Raw genomic sequence first — 20,810 nt, 5'->3', positions numbered from 1 at the left:
TTTCAACCAATCTATTTTCCGCTGCTTTACAAATGATATACCGCTTTTAATCATGAACAGGCCAGACATGGCGGCAGGTATTATGTATCCTGCTGCCACGTCCGGCCTGCTGTCTTCCTGCTTATTAAAGCTTCTTTTTCTCTTCCCCCTTCGTCAATCTCCAGACCGTGGTCCGGCTTATCCCCAACACCTTCGCAATCTGTTCCCGATTATAAGAAAAAATCCTCTGCAGTTCTTCCACCAGTTCTACACTCCCTCCCTTATCCCTGAACTCAAACGATTCCAGAATATTTTTCTGTAGCCGTTCCTCTCCTACTGCACGGATCATACATTTTTTCATGAGTAAATCACTATGTCTGGCCAATTGTTTCATATAGAGACAAAACCGTTCACAGACATTCTGCAACTCCCTGATATTTCCCGGCCAGTGATACAGCATAAGAATTTCTTTTGCCCCATCCGTCAGCTCCGTCTGGTGGAGGCTTACATCCCTTTTCTTCTTGTAGTAAAAATCAAACAGTTCCACAACATCCTTCTCCCGTTCCCGCAGCGGTGGTATCATCAATTCCAGGACATTGAGGCGGTACAGCAGATCCCGTCGGAAAGCCGCCGGATCCATCTCCTCCAAATGTTTGTTGGTAGCAGCTATAATACGCACATCCACCGGAATAATACGCTCACCGCCTACGTGCATAATCTCCTTTTCCTGTAATACCCGCAAAAGCCGTGACTGCAACGCAGGGGACAGTTCACCAACCTCATCCAGAAAAAGGGTTCCATGATTTGCCAGTTCAAACAAACCTCTCTTACCACCTTTTCTGCCCCCTGTAAATGCACCTTCGTCATATCCGAACAGTTCTGTCTCCAGGAGGTTTTCCGGCAAAGCTGCGCAGTTCACGGCAATAAACGCCTCATTCTTCCTTCTGCTCTGGTTATGGACGCTTTGTGCAAATATCTCTTTGCCAGTCCCGGTTTCTCCATAAACCATCAGATTTGATTCACTTTCTGCATAAAATCTGGCATCCTCAATGCACATTCTTATCGCAGAAGATGAACCAATGATATCGGAAAAACTCCGTTTTGCACGGAACCCCTTTTCCCTTCTCTGTTTTTCCTCCTTTTCCCGCTGCCCAATCTGGCTTTTTAACTCTTCCAGGTAGTACATCATGATTACTGCGCCATCAAACTGGGAATGACGGTTCTCCAGGCGTACGATATTACAGACAATCTCTTTATTCTCAAGCTTTACAATTTTTAAGGACTCCTGCTGGCTGCCCCAGACAAATTCATTCATTTTTAATTTCGGAAAAATCTGATCCAGATAAGAATACTTTAATTTCTCCCTTTCCACTCCGGCCAAATCGGCCGCCTTCTGGTTAAAATCAATCACTCTGCACAGGCTGTCCACCAAAAAAATACCATTAACGCTGCACTGTAAAAGCGCATTGATATACTGGTTCTTTTTTCTCTCCTTTTCCAGTTCTCTCGCCAGATTTTTCGCCTCGGCAAATGTATCCAGAATACAGCTGAAACTTGGGTATATCAGCACGGTCCGGATCCCCAGCTGTTTTCCCACTTCCGTGGCATGAGTGGCTCCAATAATAACATCCGCCCCACTACCGGATAAAGCATCCCTAAGTTCCTCAGTGTCCTCATAAACGACATAATTTACATGCCTCCCGGCCATTTCCAGATAGTCCCTCATATTTTTAGACAATGGCTGTTTGTAGGTCACAACAGCCGGATTCTTCCCAATTTCCAGTCCCTTTTCTACTGCCATCAGATAGTCAAATTCAGTAATATGGAACTGTATAACCGGTACCTGAAAAGCCGCAGCCGCAATCTGGGCATTGGCCCCTGTGGCAATTGCAACGTCTGCACTCTCAATAATTTTTCTCTTTTCCTCCTCCAGGATTTCCGTTCTCAGTCCCTCCACAATGCTGAACTCTACCTCATCATCCTGATAGGTATCCAGTACCTCCCTCACCAACCGGTCTACATCTTTATATGTAATACAACATATTCGAATCATTTATTTCCACCACCTTCTCCACCGACGGTACTCGGTACAATAAATTTCCTTCTATTCACTTACAAAGCCCGTTGGCAAACTTTTGCAATTCAAAGTCTGACTTATCTATACTTTACATTTTGTTTTCGTATATATTATACACTATTTTCTTTAAAAATCTAAATATTTTATAAATATTGCAAGAAATCATTCATCATATAATATATCATCTTATTTCATTGAATTCCCTGATATTTAAAGAAAAATCAGCATCTTAGAAATATTCCTAAACTTATACTCATAGGAATTGCCATAAATTGCCATATATTTGCTCATCATTTTCTACTAATAAATTATCGTCATTTTACTTTATCCAAGAATGCCACACAGATGTTTCATTACCAGCCAATAACATTGCATATACTGTTTTTTGATTTATAGGACGTAATTTCCTATGAACAACGAAAAGCACGCTTCGCGAACTTTTCATTGCCACCCAATTAAAAAAAGTCCGGCCTGCCAGCCGGAACTTTTTTCTGATATTATATATTTTATTTCTTTCTCTCTATTCTCCAGGCTGCGATACAGCCTTTCTCCCGCCCTTCTTCCTCCTCCCAAACTTCATCCCATCATACGTCCTGACGGATTTCCATGTTTCAGCCGGTTATGTTCCACCCCGGCCAGATTCTTTTTCGTCCTTTCGCATTCCAGGGGCTGAAAGTTTATAGCAAAAGTTTAATCTTTCATCAATGCTGGCAGCCATTCCGTCAGAGGCGCCGCGTATGTAGTCAGCAGGAGGACGGCTAATCCAATCGCAATAAAAGGCAGCGATTCCCTAATCGTATTCTCCAGCTTTGTCTCGGCTATTCCATTTCCCAACATGGCGCAGAGTCCCACCGGTGGCGTGAGAAGCCCAATGCAGAGATTGATTGTCATCATAACGCCAAACTGCAATACAGACATGCCACATGCCTGTCCGATGGGGAGAAGGATCGGGGTAAAGATAACGACCGCGACGTTTGCCTCCATGAACATCCCCACAAGAATCAGGAACAGGTTAATAATCAGGAGAAGCAAAATCCGGTTGTCTGTGAGCGACAATAATCCTCCCGAAATTGCCTCCGGAACCTTGGCTACTGCCAAAGCCCAGCTTGAAATCTTAGAGCAACCCACGAGAAACAGCATAATTGCAGCCGTGATCCCACTGTCCACCAGCATTGAATAAAGATTTGAAAATTTAAGGTTTTTGTATACAAAAAAGCCAATCAGCAGGGCATAGACCACGGCTACCGCCGCGGCCTCCGTCGGTGTGAACACTCCACCAAAGATCCCTCCCAAAATAATGATCGGCATCAGCAATGCCCATATGCTCTCCCTGGTTACCGAAAGCAATTCTCCAGCAGACACCTTTTCCCCGATTGGAAGTCCCAGACGGCACGCCTTTATGTAGGTATAAATGCAAAACCCGACCACCATAAGAAATCCCGGGAGCACTGCCCCCATAAACAGATCTTTCACTGAAAACTGAACCGCATTGCCGTAAACAATCAGCACAATGCTTGGCGGAATAATCGGGCCCAGAATCGAGGCAGAGGAGGCAATCGCAGCCGCAAATCCCGGTTTATAGCCATTCTTTTTCATGGCTGGGATCATCATACCTCCGATTGCTACGACTGTAGCCGTCCCGGAACCGGAAATCGCCGCGAAAATAGCGGAGCTTAAAACCGTGATAATCCCCAGACTCCCTCTCACTCTTCCGGCTATTGCAGACGCAAACCGCATAATTTTATCATTAATCCCTCCCGCCGTCATCAGGTTCCCGGCCAGGACAAAAAACGGAATCGCCAGCATGGGAAAAGAGTCTAAACCCGCAAAAATCTTCTGAGGAAGAATAATCAGCTCAAAATCCCCCATAATAATTGCGCAGATGGATGCCACGCCGATGGAAAACGCGACGGGAACTCCGAGTAAAACAAGAACAATCATAATAACTAAAAGTGCCATTCCAACCGTAATCATATTTTTTCCTCCTGCGCTTTACCGGAGCTCTGCTCTTCTTTTCTCCCGGCAGCGCACCGATCCATTAATATTTCTATGGCAAAAAGGATCATTAAAACGGCTCCAACCGGAATGCTGTAATACATAAATCCCCTGGAAATGTGAAGTCCCGGCGACAGCTGCCCCATTGTCTGCCCTGCTATACTGACGCCGTAAACAGCGAGAAGGCCTAACATGCCGATCATCACAATATACGTCAAAAATTCTACCTTCGCCCTGAGCCGTCCGCTCATCCGGTCAATCATAAATTCGACCCGGATATGCTTAGAACTTCTCACCGCACAGGCCGACCCAAGCATTACCACCCAGATAAACGCATATCTTGCAAACTCCTCCGCCCATATAGTAGACGCATGGAAACAATATCTCATCACGACCTGATAGAATATCACGCCTGTCATAGCTATAAGAAGTATGGAAATCACAATCTTAAGCACCGTATCCACGGTATTAAAAAAAACTTTCATTTACGTTCCTCTCGTCTCCCCCGTCCTTTTAACGGACAGCCTGGATTTTCTCCACCCAGTCCGTCAGTTCCGGAAAACTGTTTTTTACCACATTTTGTGTCGCATTGCTAAATTCCTCTATATCATCCGGAACAATAATCTCCGTTCCCGCCTCTTCCCATTTTTTAAAGGACTCATTCTCCTGCTCCGTATTGATTTTGCTCACATAATCGGCCGCCTCCTTCCCGGCCTCCAAAACAGCAGTCTGAATTTCCTCCGGCAGATTATTAAAATAATCCTGATCCATCATAAAGACGTCGGCGCTCCATCTGTGATTTGTCTTGATCAGGTATTTGCATGCATCGGCAAGACCGAAATTATACGATAATACCGCCGGATTCTCCTGAGCCTCGATTGTCCCCTGCTGGATCCCCGTCAAAACCTCATTCATGGCCATCGGTGTTGGGGCGGCTCCCAGGGCCTCCCAGGTTTTTACAGACATATCGTCACTCGGAACCCGGATTTTAAGTCCCTTCAGTTCTGCCAGATTGTGGAACGGTTTCTTAGACGTCGTAACGCGGATTCCCCTGTAAGAGGGTCCGAACAGAGTAATGCCGGACTCAACCGATGCCTCTTTTAAAAGCTCCTGCCCCAGCTCCCCGTTCCATACCTTATCAAAGTGATCCCTGTCTCTCCACATAAAGGGAACCAAATCCAGTAGAGACAGTTGTGTGTAGGACGGAATCGTACCGAATCCCTCAATGACAATCTCATTGGTTCCCAGCTTCAGTCCCTCAATGATCTCATTGACATCGCCCAATTGTCCTGCTCCGTAGATGTCAATCTGAACCTTTCCGCCCGTTTTCTCCTCCACCAGCTCTTTAAATTTCTCTGCCTCCATTTGCTTTGGATCCGTGTTTGAATTAATATGGGCCAATCGCATTACGATTTTCTCCTCCCCGCTCTCACCGGAGTTCTTTGAGGAATCTTTCTCCGCAATTTGTCCGCCATCTGCCTTCACGTCTCCCTGCCCGGCAGAGCCGCATCCTGCCATCATACTAACACCCAACACAGCCGCTAAACATGCTGTCATAAATTTGTTTTTCTTCATTTTTTCTCCTCTCTCAAATATTTTTAGGTAAATTTTGGAAATAAAAACCTATTTTTCATTCTTTCCAAATTATTCTCCTAAAAATTTTCCCGTTGTTTCTTTTAACTGACTGATTCTTGCCACTAATTCTCCACTATCAGCGTAATCTTCACACGCCCGGTATAAATGACGGGATACCGCGCTCTTAAAAGCCCCGACATCCCCGTCCAGCAATGCTTTTAAGATTAGCTCATGCTCCTCGATATTTTTTTCCAGCGAGCTGAGCTTTAAAGGTGAGTGGCATTGATTCAAATAAGTCATATAGGTAGCCTTATTCGTGTCTAATCCGTTGTAAATCGAAAAGATTTCCTTATTTCCGCAGTGGTTCATATAAGCCATATGAAAGCGCGTCTCAAATCTTACCCAGGATTCATACTGGGAATTGTTTAAAATAGACTGTCTCATATCGGTGATACACTCCCGCATCATATCCGTCACTTCCGGATGTTTTCCCACCTCTGACACAATACTTCCCGCACAAAACAGTTCACACATCAGCCTTGCCTCGAGGCTCTCAATCAAATCAGCATTGGAAAAGACCCGAACCAACATGCTTTTTCTGGGGGACGCTTCCACATATCCTTCAGACAGCAGCCTGTTTAACGCATCCTTAATCGGCGTATGGCTGACATTATATCGCTCCGACAATTCGCGGACTACAAGCTTCTGGCCTGGCTCAAGCCGTCCCAGAAGAATGTCATCTCTAATCTTATCCGTTACCACATCCACTAAAGATGTACTGACAAATTTCGACAAATCGTTGGTACCTGCAATTGAATCATTTGCTATCACTTTATCTTTATTCATCTTATCAACTCCAAATTTACCTAAAAATTTTCTTCTCCGTAATCATATCATTCCCCTCTTCAATTTACAAGATACTTTTCGTATTTTTCCGTCTTTCGTCAATTATCCACAAAAATTTTATGCCGTTTTGTAAATATTGCCACTTGTTTCTGAAAATTAAAATCACTATAATAAAAGAAATTTACCTAAAAATTTTTACTCAAATATTCCGTAAGGAGGTACTAATTAAATAATCAATGTCAACCTCAACTTTAATAGACGAATTTTTAGAACTATGCCACTCTTTTCACCGCCGCGGCTTTGTCAGCGGAACGGGAGGCAATGTGAGCGTGCGTTGCGGGGAGCAATTTCTTATCACCCCTTCCGGTGTCAGCCTGCGCTCCCTCCGGAAGGATGATCTTGTCTTACTATCACAGGATGGGACTTTTTTCTGCAAACAGGCGCATCTGCCTTCCAAAGAGTGGAGAATGCATCTTGAATGTTATCAGCGCTCCGATGTCAACGCCGTAGTCCATGTCCACAGCACCTATGCCACCGCGGTTTCCTGTCTGAAGGAACTGGATCCCGGCTGCGCCATGCCCGTCTACACACCGGGATATGGATTGAGAGTAGGGGCTTTAAAGGCTGTCGCATATGAACGCCCGGGCTCCGAAGAACTGGCGCGCCTGGCTGGACAGGTGATTCGGACAAGTAATTCCGTTATAATGGAGAATCATGGCATTCTGGCCGTTGGCGCCTCTCTCACCCAGGCCGCTGACCTGATCGAAGAGATCGAAGAAAATGCCCACCTTATGCTTCTCCTGGGACAGGCGGGAAATGCATTAACGGAGGAAAATCAGGCGGATCTCTCCGGCCAAATACAGGCGGATGGGGGCGGGGCGCAATGAAACAGCACAAAGGACTTCTGCTGGGAATCGATATCGGAACTACAGGAACCAAATGTACTTTTTATTATACCGACGGAACCGTCGCCGCACACGCATATCAGGAATACCCGATGATTTGTCCTGAACCCGGCTGGGCGGAGCAAAACCCCGAGGTCTGGTGGCAGGCCGTGTGCAGCAGCCTGAAAACGTGTTTTGCCAAGCAGCATGTCGAAGCCGGGCAAGTTCTATCGATTGGCCTCAGTTGTACGAATGCAGTCGTGCTTGTGGATTTAAACGGGAAACCGGTCTATAACGCTATTGGACTGCGCGACAACCGGGCGGGTGAACAGGTGGAGTGGCTGAAAGAACAGGTTGGAGATTCTTATGTCCGGGAAATCACCGCCAACCACATTGCCGGAGGAAGCTTTACCCTCCCCACGCTTCGCTGGATGATTGACCACAGGCCCCATCTGGTTGAGCGGGCCTATAAATTTCTGATGCCAGATGGGTATATTATCCAGCGGCTGACCGGACAATTTACCATCAACCGGCCACGGATGAGCTTTACCCTTTTATCCGATATTAAAACGGGTGAGTGGTCCGACAAATTAATCGAGCGTTCACAATTCCCGCGCCGCCTCCTGCCCGAGCCATTTAACCCAGCCGACATTGTCGGCACAGTTACAAAAGAAGCGGCGGCAGCTACCGGACTGGCGGCCGGAACTAAGGTGACCGCCGGCTGTCTCGATACCGCAGCGGCCAGTTGCGGGAGCGGTGCGGTAAGTCCCGGCGATTTTGCAATCACTATGGGAAGCAGCGGAAGAATCTGCTACATCAGTGAGCAGCCAATTTACGACAGCCGTTTTTTGAACTGTCCTACCGCTCTCGGCGGACTGTATGCCGTAATCCAGTCCACCGATAACTGCGGGGTCTCCCTTCGTTGGTTCCGTGATCTGTTCGGGAAAGCGGTGCAGGACGAGGCCCATGAGGCGGGACTATCTGTTTACGACTATTTTAACCGGCTGGCGGAGCAGTCAAAAGCCGGGGCAGGCGGCCTCCTCTACCTCCCCTACCTCTCCGGCGAAAAGTCACCCATCTGGAATCCAGATGCAAAAGGAGTGTTCTTTGGCCTGAGCATCAAATCTTCCTATGGAGATTGTGTGAGAGCCATCATGGAGGGCGTTGCCTATTCGATCCGGGATTGTATGAATACCGTAATACACAATTCGCCTCCTCCCGAACTTATTCCCCTCGGCGGAGGCATCGGCAAGAGTACCATCTGGTGCCAGATTATGGCGGATGTTTTAGGCTGCAAGATTTTAAAGCTGGAAAACAGTGAGACGGAAACCCTGGGCGATATGATTGTAGCTGCCCAAAGTATTAATCTGCAGGAAATCCCTTGCGATTTCGGCAAAAAACATGCATCGGGCACCATCTTGATTCCAGATGGAAGCTGCAGGCAAATTTATGAAGAGGGATTTCGCAAATACAAATCCCTGTACGAAAGTTTAAAACCGCTTTTCTGAAAAATTCGGGGATGTCCTCCCAGTTCTGAGAGCGGCAAGCGCTGACGAACAAAAAGGCAAAGCTGCTCCCTGGCTTTGCCTTTTCGATTATTCATGGTAACTTCTCTTCATCCGTTCCCCGCGCCCTGCTCCAGGATACAGTCTCTTTCATCGGTTTAATAAAAAAATCACCTCATACATTATTTTTCTCTCTTATTCTCTGCCCGTTGCTTTTTCCTCCTCCGAAACTCCATCCCCTCATACGTCCTGACCGGATTCCCCCGTTCCAGCCGGTTATGCTCCATCCAGGCCAGGTTCTTTTCCTTCCTGTCGCAGTCCAGGTTCCGTTCGGCCAGGATCTCGCACAGCCTGTTCATAGCAAGCTGTTTATTCATATGCTGGCTTCTGGCCTGGGTGGATACCACGGCGGTTCCGGTAGGGATATGGATCACCCTGACCCCCGTCTCTACCTTATTTACGTGCTGTCCTCCCTTTCCGCCGCTGCGGAATGTCTCGTAACGCACCAGTTTTTCCTCTGTAATTCTTTTTTCTTCCTCTATGACACTGATATCCACATACCAGTTCTTTCTCTTATGCTCCGGCCGGTACGGACTTTTACAAATCCACAGTACACTGCCCTCCAACCCGCGCAGCTCCCGGCTGGTGTCAAAACGGATGGATGTAAATCCTCCCTTTCTCTTTCCCTGCACAAAGTCAATCAGCTTTATGTCGGGATATTCCCGTTTCAGCGCTTCATAGAGAAGTCCGACCGCCAGTTCACATTCTGCCGGGCCCTGCCCGGAACTTAACTGAATTCTCATATCCGCCACCTACCCTTTATACGTAATCAGGGGACGGAAAGCGGCCGCCACCTCGATGAGTTCCCAGTCCTTCAGGGACTGAATCACCTGTTCCACATTCTTGTACGCCTCCGGAGCTTCCTGAAACAGCAGGTTTGTATCGTGGCATACCACGCGGCTTTTCCACTCCGTCGTACGGATGGAGTCCCTGTCGTATTTTTTATCGATCCTGCTTTTGCAGATGCTTCTGGCCCATTTGCGCCCGGCCCCGTGAGACAGGGAACCAAGGGCAATTTCCGTATTCTCCGACGGCAGGCAGAGATAAGTTCTGCTTCCCCTTGACCCCGGTATCACAACGGCCCCCTGTTTTGCTGAAACACTTCCCTTCCGGTGGAGCCAGCCCTCCTCCGTCCGTTCCAAATAGTTATGGCTGCACTCCAGAAGTTTTGTGGGCTGGGCATTCACTCCCACGCAGTCCAGAAGTTTTGACGCCGTAACCTCTCTGTTTCTGGCCGCCCACAGAAGAGCCCGGTTATGTTCCGCCAGATAATCATGAGCCTCCGCACTTCCCTCCTCCAGGCCCTCCGGCCGGAAATACCGCTTTAAAATCTCCTGCCCGTAGCCTCTGGAGCCACTGTGAATTAAAAGAAGTACCCGGTCCTTCGGTAACCCCAGCCGATCCGCCAGTTCATTATCAAACACCTCATCCACACACTGGAATTCGGCAAAATGGTTTCCAGATCCGATCGTTCCCAAATCCAGGATTGGGCACTCCTCCTCATATGGGTTTTCAGCGGGTATATCCCTCAGTTCCCTGATGTAACTGAGCCTGGATCCCCATTTATCCTGACGGAATTTCTTTAGCTTTACGCCGGTGTCAAAAAGACTCATCCCACAGCCGATATCGTTTCCAATCAGGTGAGGGTAAAACCGGCCGCGGCTTAGAACTGCGATTCCCACCGGTGATTTTCCCGGATGCAGATCCGGCAGCCCCACAGTCCTCACCACGCCCGGAAGACGCGATACTCCCTCCAGCTGGTCTTTTGCCGCCTGTTCAACCCAATTGTTGCCACTGCTGATTAATATGCAATTTTCACTTTTCAAATTTAAATTCTCCTTCATAAGCAGGCAGGCTTTCCGGCGTCTTCAAGACATTTTCGTATTATTTTCCGTAATCACTCCGAAAAAAGGCAAAAAAAAACACGACAACAAGCCGTGCGTCAAAAAACACTCTGTACGCCAGTCCCTGCCATTAAAAAATTATTATCTTGTCTTCACCTCGAAACTAAAATTTGCCAACATAACAACCACTCCTTTACTTATGAAGGACGTTCCGTCCCCTTATTGATAACAATGAACGGTCCACAAACCGAGCTTTCATCGTATTCTGTAAATCACTATAACTCAGACACAGGGGATGCGTCAAGTATATTTTTTCCTTGGACGGCATTTGAGGATGACTTTTTATAGCAGATCGGCAGTGTCACGGTTCGTGTTCACGTGCCGTATTCTGCTATGACTGTCTACGGCTGCCCTCTATCGGGATTTTCTCACTTTCACATGAAAATCCTGAGGGATATGGCACGAAACGGTATCTTCTCCCAAAAAGTCCGGGGCGCCCCGCCTGCTATATGGCGCTGCACTCCGGACCTGGCCTTCATTATCCATTATCATCCGTTTCGGCTTTCATCCATCTTTTTAAACTCATCCACGGCTTTTCATTCTCATCATTAAACCAGAAGAATTCTCCGTATGAGCGACATCACGGCTCCCGCTCCGCTGCAGAACAGGAGAGTGCCGCGGTGCACGTTGACTGCCGTCAGGACGGCTTTCGCACCCGTGACAATTCCCTGCCATTGCCCCACAACGCCTTCCACAGGAGGAAGAAGAGTCAGCGCCGGTCCCGCCGCAAATACGGCGGCGCCGCAGATTATAAAAGGAATCAGTCCTCTTCCGGTATCGTATTTCTTCAGCCTGAAACCTCCGCCTGCACCTTTTCTGGACAGAATCCACAGGCACCAGATAACGCCCATAAACAGGGAAACGCCTGCAATCCCCACATAAAGCGCCAGCCCATAATTACGCTCGGCTGCTATTACGCTGATATCTCCAAGTCCCTCACTGTATTTGAGAAAAGAGCGCGCCATAATAAGTACCATGGTTCCCATCATAAAGAATGATGCCAGCTGCATCACACGGGCGGCAATGACCACAACGCCCGCCGCTCCTTTGGCTGCCATCTCACCCAGATCCGGACCGGAATCACCGTCTCTTTCCTCATCCTGGTCCCATCTGCGCCTGTCCCTGAGCCGTTCCTGTACCGTAAGACGTTCCACTTCGCTCTCCAGGCTGCTGATTCTGTTTTCCCTGAGCTTTTTCTCCTTTTGTTCAAGGCGCACCTCTTTTTTACTCGGACCACTTTTTCCAGAATCCTTTGAGGAGGATGCTTTCTTAGGCTTGTCCTTCTTTCTGGAATTTGCCCGCCTCTCTGCACGGCTCTCCGTATTATCGCGTTCCTGACGTTCCGCGTTTCGCCTGGCCGCCGGTTCCCCGGACTGTCTGGAGGACGGATCTTGAAAACGGCTCCTGTATCCGCTGTTTTCAGAACTGTCGTACAGAGCAGACCTGTCATTCACACCAGCCCCGTCATTCGCACCAGTCCTGGCATTCGAACCTGCCCCGTCATCCGAATACCTGCCATACACCGTGCTTCGGTCTGCTGCTGCCGCGGTTTCATCTCTGACGGCCGCAGTTTTGGACGTTTCAAAGTTTTGTGCCCTGGATCTTCGTCTATATGTAATTTCATGAGTGTCCGGAGACTTTCCTGTTTTCAGCAGGGCGCCGCAGTTACTGCAAAAATTCCCTGATGTTTCGTGTCCGCATTCTGGACAAATCATCTTATCATCCCTTTCGTATCCTGTGTCTTCATTTCCGGCTAATCATAACACATCGCCGGAGAAAATAACAGCGTCATTTTCTTCCTTAAAAAATATGTAAGATTCCCTCTTCCCCCTGTTTTCAACCTTACGGATTTCCAAAAAGAGTCTTTCTTAATGCATGACCCAAAAATGTAACATCCTTAGGGTTTGGCAATATACTATATTATACCAGAGAGGTAAAAAATAGAGATTTATATGGAGGTTCCATTATGAGCGATACAAACTGCAATAATTGCGAGTATGATAATAGAGAGTGTTGTGATTGTGACTGCAAATGCTACTGTGAGTGTGAAAAGACAAGACCGCTTGCCCCGAACAGAACAACTTTAAAATGCGGCTGCCCAGGCGCTGTTACGCTGCCTTTAGCTACGATTGCAGGAACAAATTTTACCGTTTCTACCGTAACCGTAGATACCAAAGGATTCCGCAAACCATGTATCAAGTTTGAATTTGCCAGCAACATCGTTACAACAGCTGCCGTTTTAACCCTTAATCTGCAGATATTCAAACAGTGCAAAAACCAGCTGGTTCCTATTCCAGTAGGTCCCGTTTGGACATTCTCCAGGCTTGTTGCCATCACATCCAGCGATGCTTTCTCATTCTTTGTATGTGACTGTGATATCTGTGACCAGGAATGCTGCACTTACAGTGTGGTTGCTACGGTTGCCGGTGTTGCTACAGTCGGCGTTACTTCTATTAATAATGCAACACTGTCTGCAATCGTTGTCGACAACGGCTGCAACTAATAAAAGGATTTAAATGGCAGGAAGGAGAAGCTATGTATTACGGTTTATTCGGACGCGGCTGTTATCCGCGTTCAAAAGCATGTAACTGTTCTCCCCGGCCATCCGGCCAACAGGAGGCAATGATTCGGCCACCCGCTTTACCTGATACAAATCGTTGCCTCAATTCCGGCAAGAAGCTACAGGGTGGAAACAATATAAAGATTAAAAGCGCTGTTTTCGGAGGGCTTATTATACCGGAAGGCACAGAAAAGAGAGCCACATTTCATGTGGCTTCTCTTACTCTGAATGCTTGCTGCTATAAAGAACTTCTGGTGCAGCTCAGCTTTTCCTGCAATATTATTGCCAGCAAATCGAAGCTCTGCCTTCGATTCCAGATAGTGAAGCAGGAAAAATGCCAGCCTTTTTCCATACCGCTCAGCACCGGAGTATTATACTGCCGTGATAAAACGGAAATGGAGGCAAATACATTTACACTGTCGGTCTGCGATTGTGATTTAATGGCCGGCAAAGGCTGTACGTACAGCGTTTACGTCGAAAACGAGGGCGCTGAAACGGTGGGAACAGGCATCATTGCAAGCCCTGTTTTAATTGCAACCATAATAGACAAAAATTAATGCCGAATATGGAGGTTTTACCCTATGGCAGTTCAAAATAAATTTTACAAATATAAAGTTACCGAAATCGGTATTAAAAACGACCTGATAACCTGGGAAAACAATGCTCTTCCTCTGTCCGGTATTTCCCGGATATGGACCGGCGGCCTTCCCCAAATGCCGTATCCGTCCGGCGTGGCCCTGATTCTGCTTTTTATCGCCTTATCAGGCCCCAGGATAATAAACATGCTGGTTATGCTTTCAATTCTGGCTGTTGGAGCAGCGGCCTGGCTTCTTCACTACAGATCCGGCAATACGGAAAGATGGATGAACCTGGAACTATACTCCGGGGAAATTTATTCCCTGTCTACCGGCAGTGATAATTTTGTAGACCAGTTTTATGATGCTTTAAAAGACAGTTTTGGGGGAATCACTCCTCCCGGCCGTGAAATAAATTTTAATACGGACGGCAAAATAGTAAGTATTGCGAAAGAAGAACCTGTAAAAGAGGAACCGTTGAAAGAAACACCCGGCATCATGGGAATCAGCAGCCAGGGTACAAAAAACAGCCAGTTAGTTTCCGAACTCCAGAAACTGTATCAGAGTTATATTAAAAAAGCGGATACAAACAGTGAGATTTTAAACCTCATTAACGATGCGGCCCGGCTGATTGAAGCAAACGACCAGGATGGACTTAAGGCATCCTTTAAAAAATTTGTCCTGGCAGGCTTAATTAATGACTGCAACGCTTTAGGCCTCGATTCACTTATAACAGAAATCAGGAGTTCTGTTTATTGAGTTAGCTTTTATATCAATTAAGACTTTCCCTCAGTGTCCCAAATATACACAAATGCATACGAAAAAGCAGCTGTTTTCTACTAAAAGCTGCTTTTTGCAGGTGAATGCGCCGTTGGAAGAACAGGAAGCTTTTAATTCTGCCGTTCACTTTCCTCTGCAAATTGCAATATACGTCCGTCCGATTCTGTGATAAGATGTCACTATACAGAAAGCGCCTCAGGAAAAGGCGCTGATAAAATAAATGGAAATACGGACGATAAATCAGCCAAATTGCTTTATGGTATGAAAGGAGACACTTTATGTGTGAAAAAATAAGATGTTCTTGGGCAGGCAGCACTCCTATCTATATGGACTATCACGACAATGAATGGGGGCGTCCTGAACATGACGACAGGAAGCTGTTTGAAATGCTGATCCTGGAATCCATGCAGGCGGGTCTGTCATGGATTACGGTTTTGAATAAAAGAGAGGCATTCCGGGCGGCTTTTGACGGATTTGACCCTGAAAAAATCGTCCGTTACGGCGAAGATAAAATCCAGGAGCTGATGGAAAACAAGGGAATCATCAGAAACCGCCTGAAAATCAATGCCGCCGTAAACAACGCCGGGGCCTTTTTGGAAACCGTCCAGAAATACGGAAGTTTTGATCAGTTTATCTGGGCCTATGTGGATCACAAGCCCATTACCAATCACTGGAAAACCATGGAGGAAATGCCTGCCAACACTCCGCTCTCGGATAAAATCAGCAAGGACTTGAAAAAGATGGGATTTAAGTTCGTAGGTTCCACCATAATTTATTCATTCATGCAGGCCATTGGGATGGTCAATGACCATATAACGGATTGTTTCGTTTATGAAGAGCTTTTTAAAACGCAGCCCTGTAACAGCAGCACGAAAATATGATAAATCCCTTCTCCGGAAGAGGAACTGCATCAGGCACAGGAAGGAGTCCGGCAAGGCGGGCTCCTTTTAAAGTATTGGCAAAGACTGCATTCTGTAAATTAAAAATTATTTCAAATTAATTGTCCGTCAAAATTTCAATCTGTGTCACATATTCATCGATCGAATTAATCACAAGCTCATTAATCCCCGTCTCATAGGCATAGCCGCATAATTTGAGTCCCTTTTCCTCCGCATATGCCAGCAGCTCTTTATATTTCCCGGCCAGCCCGTCCCAGTTTCCCCTGTAGTATGCCGTCAAATACCGGCCCGCCGGCTGTATCCGGAGTCCTTTCCGTTCCAGCGGGCTGGGTATCCTCATAAACATCCCGGAATACTCGTCCATCTTACCGCCGTACAGATTTTCCACGGAAATCATGGAGCCGTATTCCGCGTCATGCAGCCTCGACAACTGATATTTTCCCGCCTCCTCGATGACCATCTCAATTTCTGTATCAAAAGACATTCCCTGAGGGATATCCACAACCGCTATATAACGCTTTTCTTTTTCCACAACGGTGATATCCGAAAGATCCAGGGACAGCAGAAAGGACATCTCCTCTTTTCGGGCCGTCAACGTCTTTCGAAGCTGTTTTAAATGATTGACCGTTTTGTCCACCTCTTTAATCTTTTCTTCCAGAAGCTCTTTCAGCCGGGATGGCGAACGCAGTTCCATGAATTCGCGTATCTCCCCGATGGAAACGTTCAGTTCCCTCAGCATCAGGATTGTCTCCAGCACGGAACTCTGGTAATACGTATAGTACCGGTATCCGTTTTTCTTAATTGCGGCAGGCTTAAACAGTCCAATTTCATCGTACCACATGAGTGTCTTCTTATTGATTCCGTGGAGGGCTGCAAACTGGCCGATTGTGAACTGCGTATTATGATTTTTAGACATTTTACCTCTCCTTTTATCCCTGGCTATGACATCAAATGTCGGCCCGTTCCATCATTTTTCCGAAAATTCATTTTTTCACTTGACCGTACAGTAACTGTACGGTCTATTATACTATATGTGCCAACCGGCAACAATCAAATACGGAGGAAATAATCGTGAATAACAAGAACTTACCCGCTGAGAATGTCTACCAGAAACCTGTGACGCTTAAAAATATTATAAAATTCTCCGTGCCGACCATTGTCATGACGGTATTTATGTCATTTTACACCATGGTGGACGGACTGTTCGTCTCGAATCTCATCGGGACGGGAGCCCTGTCCGCCATCAACCTGACAGCGCCCGCCATCACTCTGGTGACTGCCGTGTCCACGATGCTGGCAACCGGCGGGAGCGCCGTTATAATGAAAAAAATGGGAGCCGGGCTGCAGGAAGAATCCAGGCAGGATTTTACATTTTTAATCCTGGTCAATGTGGCGGTCGGCCTGATCATGTACCTCGCAGGCCGCGTTGTGATGCAGCCCATCTTCAGCAGTATGGCGCTGTCGCCGGTGGTTTCCGGTTACTGCTCCGAATACCTGGGGCAATATCTTTTGTTTACGGTGCCGATTCTTCTGATGAATAACTTTACGATTTACATGATCGCAAGCGGGAAATCCCGGGTTCCCCTGGTGTGTACCGCGGCGGGCGGTATCCTGAATATTGTGTTGGATTATGTGTTTATCGCTATCCTGGATATGGGAATCGGAGGCGCGGCAATCGCAACCGGCCTGGGCTATTCGGTGACAGCCGTTGCCGGACTGTTTCTCTTTTCGGATAAAAAGAATATGCTGTACTTTAAAAAACCGGTTATCCGGCCCGAAGTTCTCTTACATGCGGCGTCCAACGGTTCCTCCGAAATGGCTACCTCCCTTGTCACGGGAATCGTAACCCTGATGTTTAACTGGATCATGTTGAAATATGCCGGTGAGGACGGTGTTGCCGCGATTACGATTATCATGTACGTGCTGATGTTCGCCGGCTCCATTTATACGGGCTACGCCTATGGGGTTGCCCCGATGATCAGCTTTTATTACGGTGAAAAAAACAGTCTGAAACTCAAGTCCCTGATCACGACGAGTTTAAAAATCATCGGCGCTGTCTCGGTCTTAGCCATGGCGCTGTCCATCGCGGCCACAAGACCCCTTGTATCTGTATTCGTCCGGCCGGATAATCCCGTCTTCGGACTCGCCGTCACCGGCAACCGGATCTGTTCCCTGGCGCTGCTGTTCATCGGCTTCAATATCTTTACCAGCAGCATGTTTACCGCGCTGTCGAACGGTTTTATCTCCGCCCTCCTGGCGTTCACCCGCTCCTTTGTCTTTATGGTGGCCGCCATGCTCATCTTACCGGCCGTACTGGGAATCAACGGCGCCTGGCTGGCAAACCCGGCCGCGGAACTCATGGCGCTGTTCCTGTCCGCATTTATGTATTTCCGGTACAAAAAACGGTACCGGTACTGAGCTTCTGCTGCCGCGGGGGAACCGGAGCGGCTGCATTATCTCCGGGAATACGGCAAAGAACGTTCTTGCAGTGCCTCCTTTCCGGCTTTATAATAGAGTAATGAATAATCACAACCTCACTGCCGAAACCGCAGACCATATCAGGAGGAGGCCTACATGGGAAAAATCTACCGTTTATATCAAATTGATTCTTTTACAACAAAACGATTCACCGGAAATCCAGCGGGAGTCATCACAAATGCCGACGGTCTGACCCCTTCGGAAATGCAGCAGATCGCCCGGGAACTGAACAACTCGGAGACCGCATTCATTTTCACGGAAAACTGTGAAGACTGTGACATGCATGTCCGCTTTTTCACACCGACAACCGAAGTGCCAATCTGCGGCCACGCTACCATTGCAGCACATTATGCCAATGCACTGGAAAAGAACATGCAGGGCCATAACCGGGTATTCCAGAAAACGGGAGCCGGAACTCTTCCCGTCGATATTTACCGTGAGAACGACGATTACCGGATTGCCATGACCCAGGGAGAAATTAAGATAGAAGAACCGCTGTCCGTCGAATATCAGGAACAGGTTATGGCGGCGCTGGGGCTTACTATGGACCAGCTTACCGAGGAAGTCCCCATGGCAGTGGCTTCAACCGGACATTCGAAACTGATGATACGGATCCGTGATCTGGAACGTCTCCACGGTTTGCAGCCCGATTTACCCGCACTGGCACGTTTAAGCAAGGCAACAGGATGTAATGGGTATTACGTTTTTACGCTCAACCCCAATGAAAACCCGATGGTGCATGGCCGAATGTTCTCCCCGGCAGGCGGCATCCCGGAAGATCCGGTAACCGGCAATGCCAACGGACCGCTCGGGGCCTATCTGGTGCATCTCGGATTTGCCGATACGGAAAAAGATGAGTTTTCCTTTCACATTGTGCAGGGTGAGGCAATCGGAAGAACCGGAGGCATGGAAGTCAAGGTTTCCATCTCGGATGGAAAGCCGGTTCAGGTTCAGATCTTTGGACGTGCGGTTGTGGCGTTTTCAACGGAAGTGGAGATTTAATGACAGACTATACGATACGCAGGATGGAAGAAAATGATGAAGAGTACATTATGGCACATAATTTATCCGGCCTTTTATAAGTGCAGGAGCGAAAGGAGGGTATATGAGTAAATACAATTCTTTATGGGAATATGTGAAACAGACGGGGAACCAATCATTTAAGTTAACCTTTGATGAGATTGAAAAGATTGCAGGCTTGCCGATAGACCATTCTTTTTTGAATTCTAAAAAGGAGTTAACCGGATACGGGTATGAAGTCGGCAAGATATCGATGACGGAGCGGACGGTTGTTTTTAACAAATTGCTAAAAGAATAACAGTTGCCATTAAATCAATTTGGAGCCGTGAATGCCGCCGAACGGGCGGCTTCACGGCTCTCTGTATCTTATTCGAATTCGATCGTTGCCGGCGGCTTCGGGGACATGTCGTAACATACCCGGTTCACATGCTCCACCTCGGCCAGGATCCTCGCCGTAATCGTCTGGAGCACATCCCAGTCCACGCGTTCGATCGTTGCGCTCATGGCGTCAATCGTGTTGATGGCGCGGATAATAACCATATATTCAAAGCTTCTGGCATTGTGTTTTACGCCGACGGATTTGAAATCAGGAACTACGGTAAAATACTGCCATACCTTTTTATCCAGTCCCGCCTTTTCAAATTCTTCCCTTAAGATGGCATCCGACTCTCTCACCGCCTCCAGACGGTCGCGCGTGATGGCTCCCAGACAGCGGACTCCGAGTCCCGGTCCCGGGAACGGCTGGCGGTAAACCATACCGGCAGGAAGTCCCAGTTCCACGCCGCAGGCGCGCACTTCGTCTTTAAATAACTGTTTTAACGGTTCCACCAGTTCAAATTTCAAATCTTCCGGAAGGCCGCCCACGTTGTGATGGGATTTTACCATCTTGGCCGTCTTTGTTCCGCTCTCGATGATATCGGGATAAATTGTCCCCTGGCCCAGGAAATCAATTCCCTCAAGTTTTCTTGCCTCTTCCTCAAATACACGGATAAATTCTCCGCCGATAATCTTTCTCTTCTGCTCCGGATCCGAAACATTCTCTAATTTACCTAAGAAACGCTCCGTCGCATCGACGTAGATCAGGTTTGCATGAAGCTGATCCCTGAAAATTTCAATAACGCTCTCGGACTCATTTTTACGCATCAGCCCGTGGTTGACATGGACACATACAAGCTGCTGTCCGATTGCCTTGATCAGCAGGGCGGCTACAACGGAAGAATCCACTCCGCCTGAAAGAGCGAGAAGGACCTTTCTGTCACCAACCTGTTTTCTGATCAATTCCACCTGATCTTCGATGAAATTTTTCATATTCCAGTTCGGCTCTGCCTTGCATGCTTCAAACACAAATGTTCTCAGCACTTCTTCCGACGGGAGTTCTGAAAGCTGCTGTCCACATTTCGCGGTCGGATGATTGATTGACATTACGGGGTAGCCACAGTTATAAATCTCCGGGCTGACGTCTACGGCCGCACCGTCCACAATGCGGTTTTCTCCGCCGTTTAAAATAATTCCCTTTACATTCTGCAGCGCCTTTAATTCGGCCACGGTGATATCGTGGGGATGAATCTCACTGTAAACTCCCATGTCGCGGATCTGACGGGCAATTACCGTGTTCTCCGTGCTGCCCAAATCCAGAATAACAATCATGTCCTGTTTCATGATTTCGTCTCCTT

The 20,810-nt window shown here is 47.5% G+C and carries 19 protein-coding genes; 9 read left to right on the top strand and 10 right to left on the bottom strand.

Annotated elements, in window-relative coordinates; translation table 11 throughout:
• Window positions 1–124 precede the first annotated feature (124 nt).
• From V3C10_05645 to V3C10_05625, 5 genes are all read right to left on the bottom strand, one after another.
• Window positions 125–2,032 carry a sigma 54-interacting transcriptional regulator gene (locus V3C10_05645; protein ID WVP63305.1) on the bottom strand — a complete coding sequence of 636 codons (1,908 nt, stop codon included), beginning with the start codon at window positions 2,030–2,032 and terminating at the stop codon, window positions 125–127.
• A gap of 714 nt (window positions 2,033–2,746) precedes the next feature.
• A complete protein-coding gene (locus tag V3C10_05640; protein ID WVP63304.1) occupies window positions 2,747–4,030 on the bottom strand; it encodes a TRAP transporter large permease in 1,284 nt (427 codons plus the stop codon).
• Complete coding sequence (locus tag V3C10_05635; protein ID WVP63303.1) at window positions 4,027–4,536, bottom strand: TRAP transporter small permease; 510 nt, start codon at window positions 4,534–4,536, stop codon at window positions 4,027–4,029. Before V3C10_05635 ends, V3C10_05640 begins: the two co-directional genes overlap by 4 nt.
• 28 nt (window positions 4,537–4,564) lie before the next feature.
• Entirely contained in the window at window positions 4,565–5,626 is a 1,062-nt protein-coding gene (locus tag V3C10_05630; protein WVP63302.1) for a TRAP transporter substrate-binding protein, read from the bottom strand.
• A 69-nt stretch (window positions 5,627–5,695) separates the two neighbouring features.
• Window positions 5,696–6,472: a GntR family transcriptional regulator gene (locus V3C10_05625; GenBank protein WVP63301.1), complete on the bottom strand. Its 777-nt coding sequence runs from the start codon at window positions 6,470–6,472 to the stop codon at window positions 5,696–5,698.
• Between the two features lie 236 nt (window positions 6,473–6,708).
• Here V3C10_05625 and V3C10_05620 point away from each other — a divergent pair, with 236 nt between their 5' ends.
• Both V3C10_05620 and V3C10_05615 read left to right on the top strand, forming a co-directional pair.
• Window positions 6,709–7,359 (top strand): class II aldolase/adducin family protein, encoded by a 651-nt coding sequence (locus tag V3C10_05620; protein WVP63300.1) that lies wholly within the window; start codon window positions 6,709–6,711, stop codon window positions 7,357–7,359.
• Complete coding sequence (locus tag V3C10_05615) at window positions 7,356–8,864, top strand: FGGY family carbohydrate kinase (GenBank protein ID WVP63299.1); 1,509 nt, start codon at window positions 7,356–7,358, stop codon at window positions 8,862–8,864. Before V3C10_05620 ends, V3C10_05615 begins: the two co-directional genes overlap by 4 nt.
• A gap of 179 nt (window positions 8,865–9,043) precedes the next feature.
• Here the strand turns inward: V3C10_05615 and prfH are convergent, their stop codons facing one another.
• The 3 genes from prfH to V3C10_05600 all read right to left on the bottom strand — a co-directional run bounded on the left by prfH (window position 9,044) and on the right by V3C10_05600 (window position 12,540).
• On the bottom strand, window positions 9,044–9,664 hold the full coding sequence (gene prfH / locus V3C10_05610) for a peptide chain release factor H (protein ID WVP63298.1): 621 nt from the start codon (window positions 9,662–9,664) through the stop codon (window positions 9,044–9,046).
• 9 nt (window positions 9,665–9,673) lie between these two features.
• Entirely contained in the window at window positions 9,674–10,747 is a 1,074-nt protein-coding gene (locus tag V3C10_05605) for an RNA ligase RtcB family protein (protein ID WVP63297.1), read from the bottom strand.
• A gap of 626 nt (window positions 10,748–11,373) precedes the next feature.
• Entirely contained in the window at window positions 11,374–12,540 is a 1,167-nt protein-coding gene (locus tag V3C10_05600) for a zinc ribbon domain-containing protein (GenBank protein WVP63296.1), read from the bottom strand.
• Window positions 12,541–12,791: 251 nt separating this feature from the next.
• On the opposite strand from V3C10_05600, the gene V3C10_05595 reads away from it, so the two are divergent.
• From V3C10_05595 to V3C10_05580, 4 genes are all read left to right on the top strand, one after another.
• Window positions 12,792–13,328 carry a DUF4489 domain-containing protein gene (locus V3C10_05595; GenBank protein WVP63295.1) on the top strand — a complete coding sequence of 179 codons (537 nt, stop codon included), beginning with the start codon at window positions 12,792–12,794 and terminating at the stop codon, window positions 13,326–13,328.
• A 32-nt stretch (window positions 13,329–13,360) separates the two neighbouring features.
• Complete coding sequence (locus tag V3C10_05590) at window positions 13,361–13,942, top strand: DUF4489 domain-containing protein (GenBank protein ID WVP63294.1); 582 nt, start codon at window positions 13,361–13,363, stop codon at window positions 13,940–13,942.
• Between the two features lie 24 nt (window positions 13,943–13,966).
• Window positions 13,967–14,719: a DUF6232 family protein gene (locus V3C10_05585; protein WVP63293.1), complete on the top strand. Its 753-nt coding sequence runs from the start codon at window positions 13,967–13,969 to the stop codon at window positions 14,717–14,719.
• A gap of 299 nt (window positions 14,720–15,018) precedes the next feature.
• A complete protein-coding gene (locus V3C10_05580) occupies window positions 15,019–15,621 on the top strand; it encodes a DNA-3-methyladenine glycosylase I (GenBank protein WVP63292.1) in 603 nt (200 codons plus the stop codon).
• A gap of 115 nt (window positions 15,622–15,736) precedes the next feature.
• On the opposite strand, the gene V3C10_05575 is transcribed toward V3C10_05580, so the two are convergent.
• The gene (locus V3C10_05575) at window positions 15,737–16,555 is read right to left on the bottom strand and encodes a MerR family transcriptional regulator (protein ID WVP63291.1); all 819 of its coding nucleotides are present in this window, start codon (window positions 16,553–16,555) and stop codon (window positions 15,737–15,739) included.
• A 155-nt stretch (window positions 16,556–16,710) separates the two neighbouring features.
• On the opposite strand from V3C10_05575, the gene V3C10_05570 reads away from it, so the two are divergent.
• The 3 genes from V3C10_05570 (at window position 16,711) to V3C10_05560 (ending at window position 19,435) form a co-directional block, all read left to right on the top strand.
• The gene (locus tag V3C10_05570; GenBank protein WVP63290.1) at window positions 16,711–18,057 is read left to right on the top strand and encodes an MATE family efflux transporter; all 1,347 of its coding nucleotides are present in this window, start codon (window positions 16,711–16,713) and stop codon (window positions 18,055–18,057) included.
• 156 nt (window positions 18,058–18,213) lie between these two features.
• Window positions 18,214–19,119 (top strand): PhzF family isomerase, encoded by a 906-nt coding sequence (locus tag V3C10_05565; protein ID WVP63289.1) that lies wholly within the window; start codon window positions 18,214–18,216, stop codon window positions 19,117–19,119.
• A gap of 103 nt (window positions 19,120–19,222) precedes the next feature.
• Window positions 19,223–19,435, top strand: coding sequence for a hypothetical protein (locus tag V3C10_05560; protein WVP63288.1), 213 nt, complete (start codon window positions 19,223–19,225; stop codon window positions 19,433–19,435).
• A 68-nt stretch (window positions 19,436–19,503) separates the two neighbouring features.
• Here V3C10_05560 and guaA read toward each other — a convergent pair whose 3' ends face one another.
• Window positions 19,504–20,796 (bottom strand): glutamine-hydrolyzing GMP synthase, encoded by a 1,293-nt coding sequence (gene guaA, locus V3C10_05555; GenBank protein ID WVP63287.1) that lies wholly within the window; start codon window positions 20,794–20,796, stop codon window positions 19,504–19,506.
• Window positions 20,797–20,810 lie beyond the last annotated feature (14 nt).

Origin of the sequence: [Clostridium] symbiosum (genome assembly GCA_036419695.1) — a bacterium.
Taxonomy (GTDB): Bacteria; Bacillota; Clostridia; order Lachnospirales; family Lachnospiraceae; genus Otoolea; species Otoolea symbiosa_A.
This window is presented reverse-complemented; position numbering and strand designations above follow the sequence as displayed.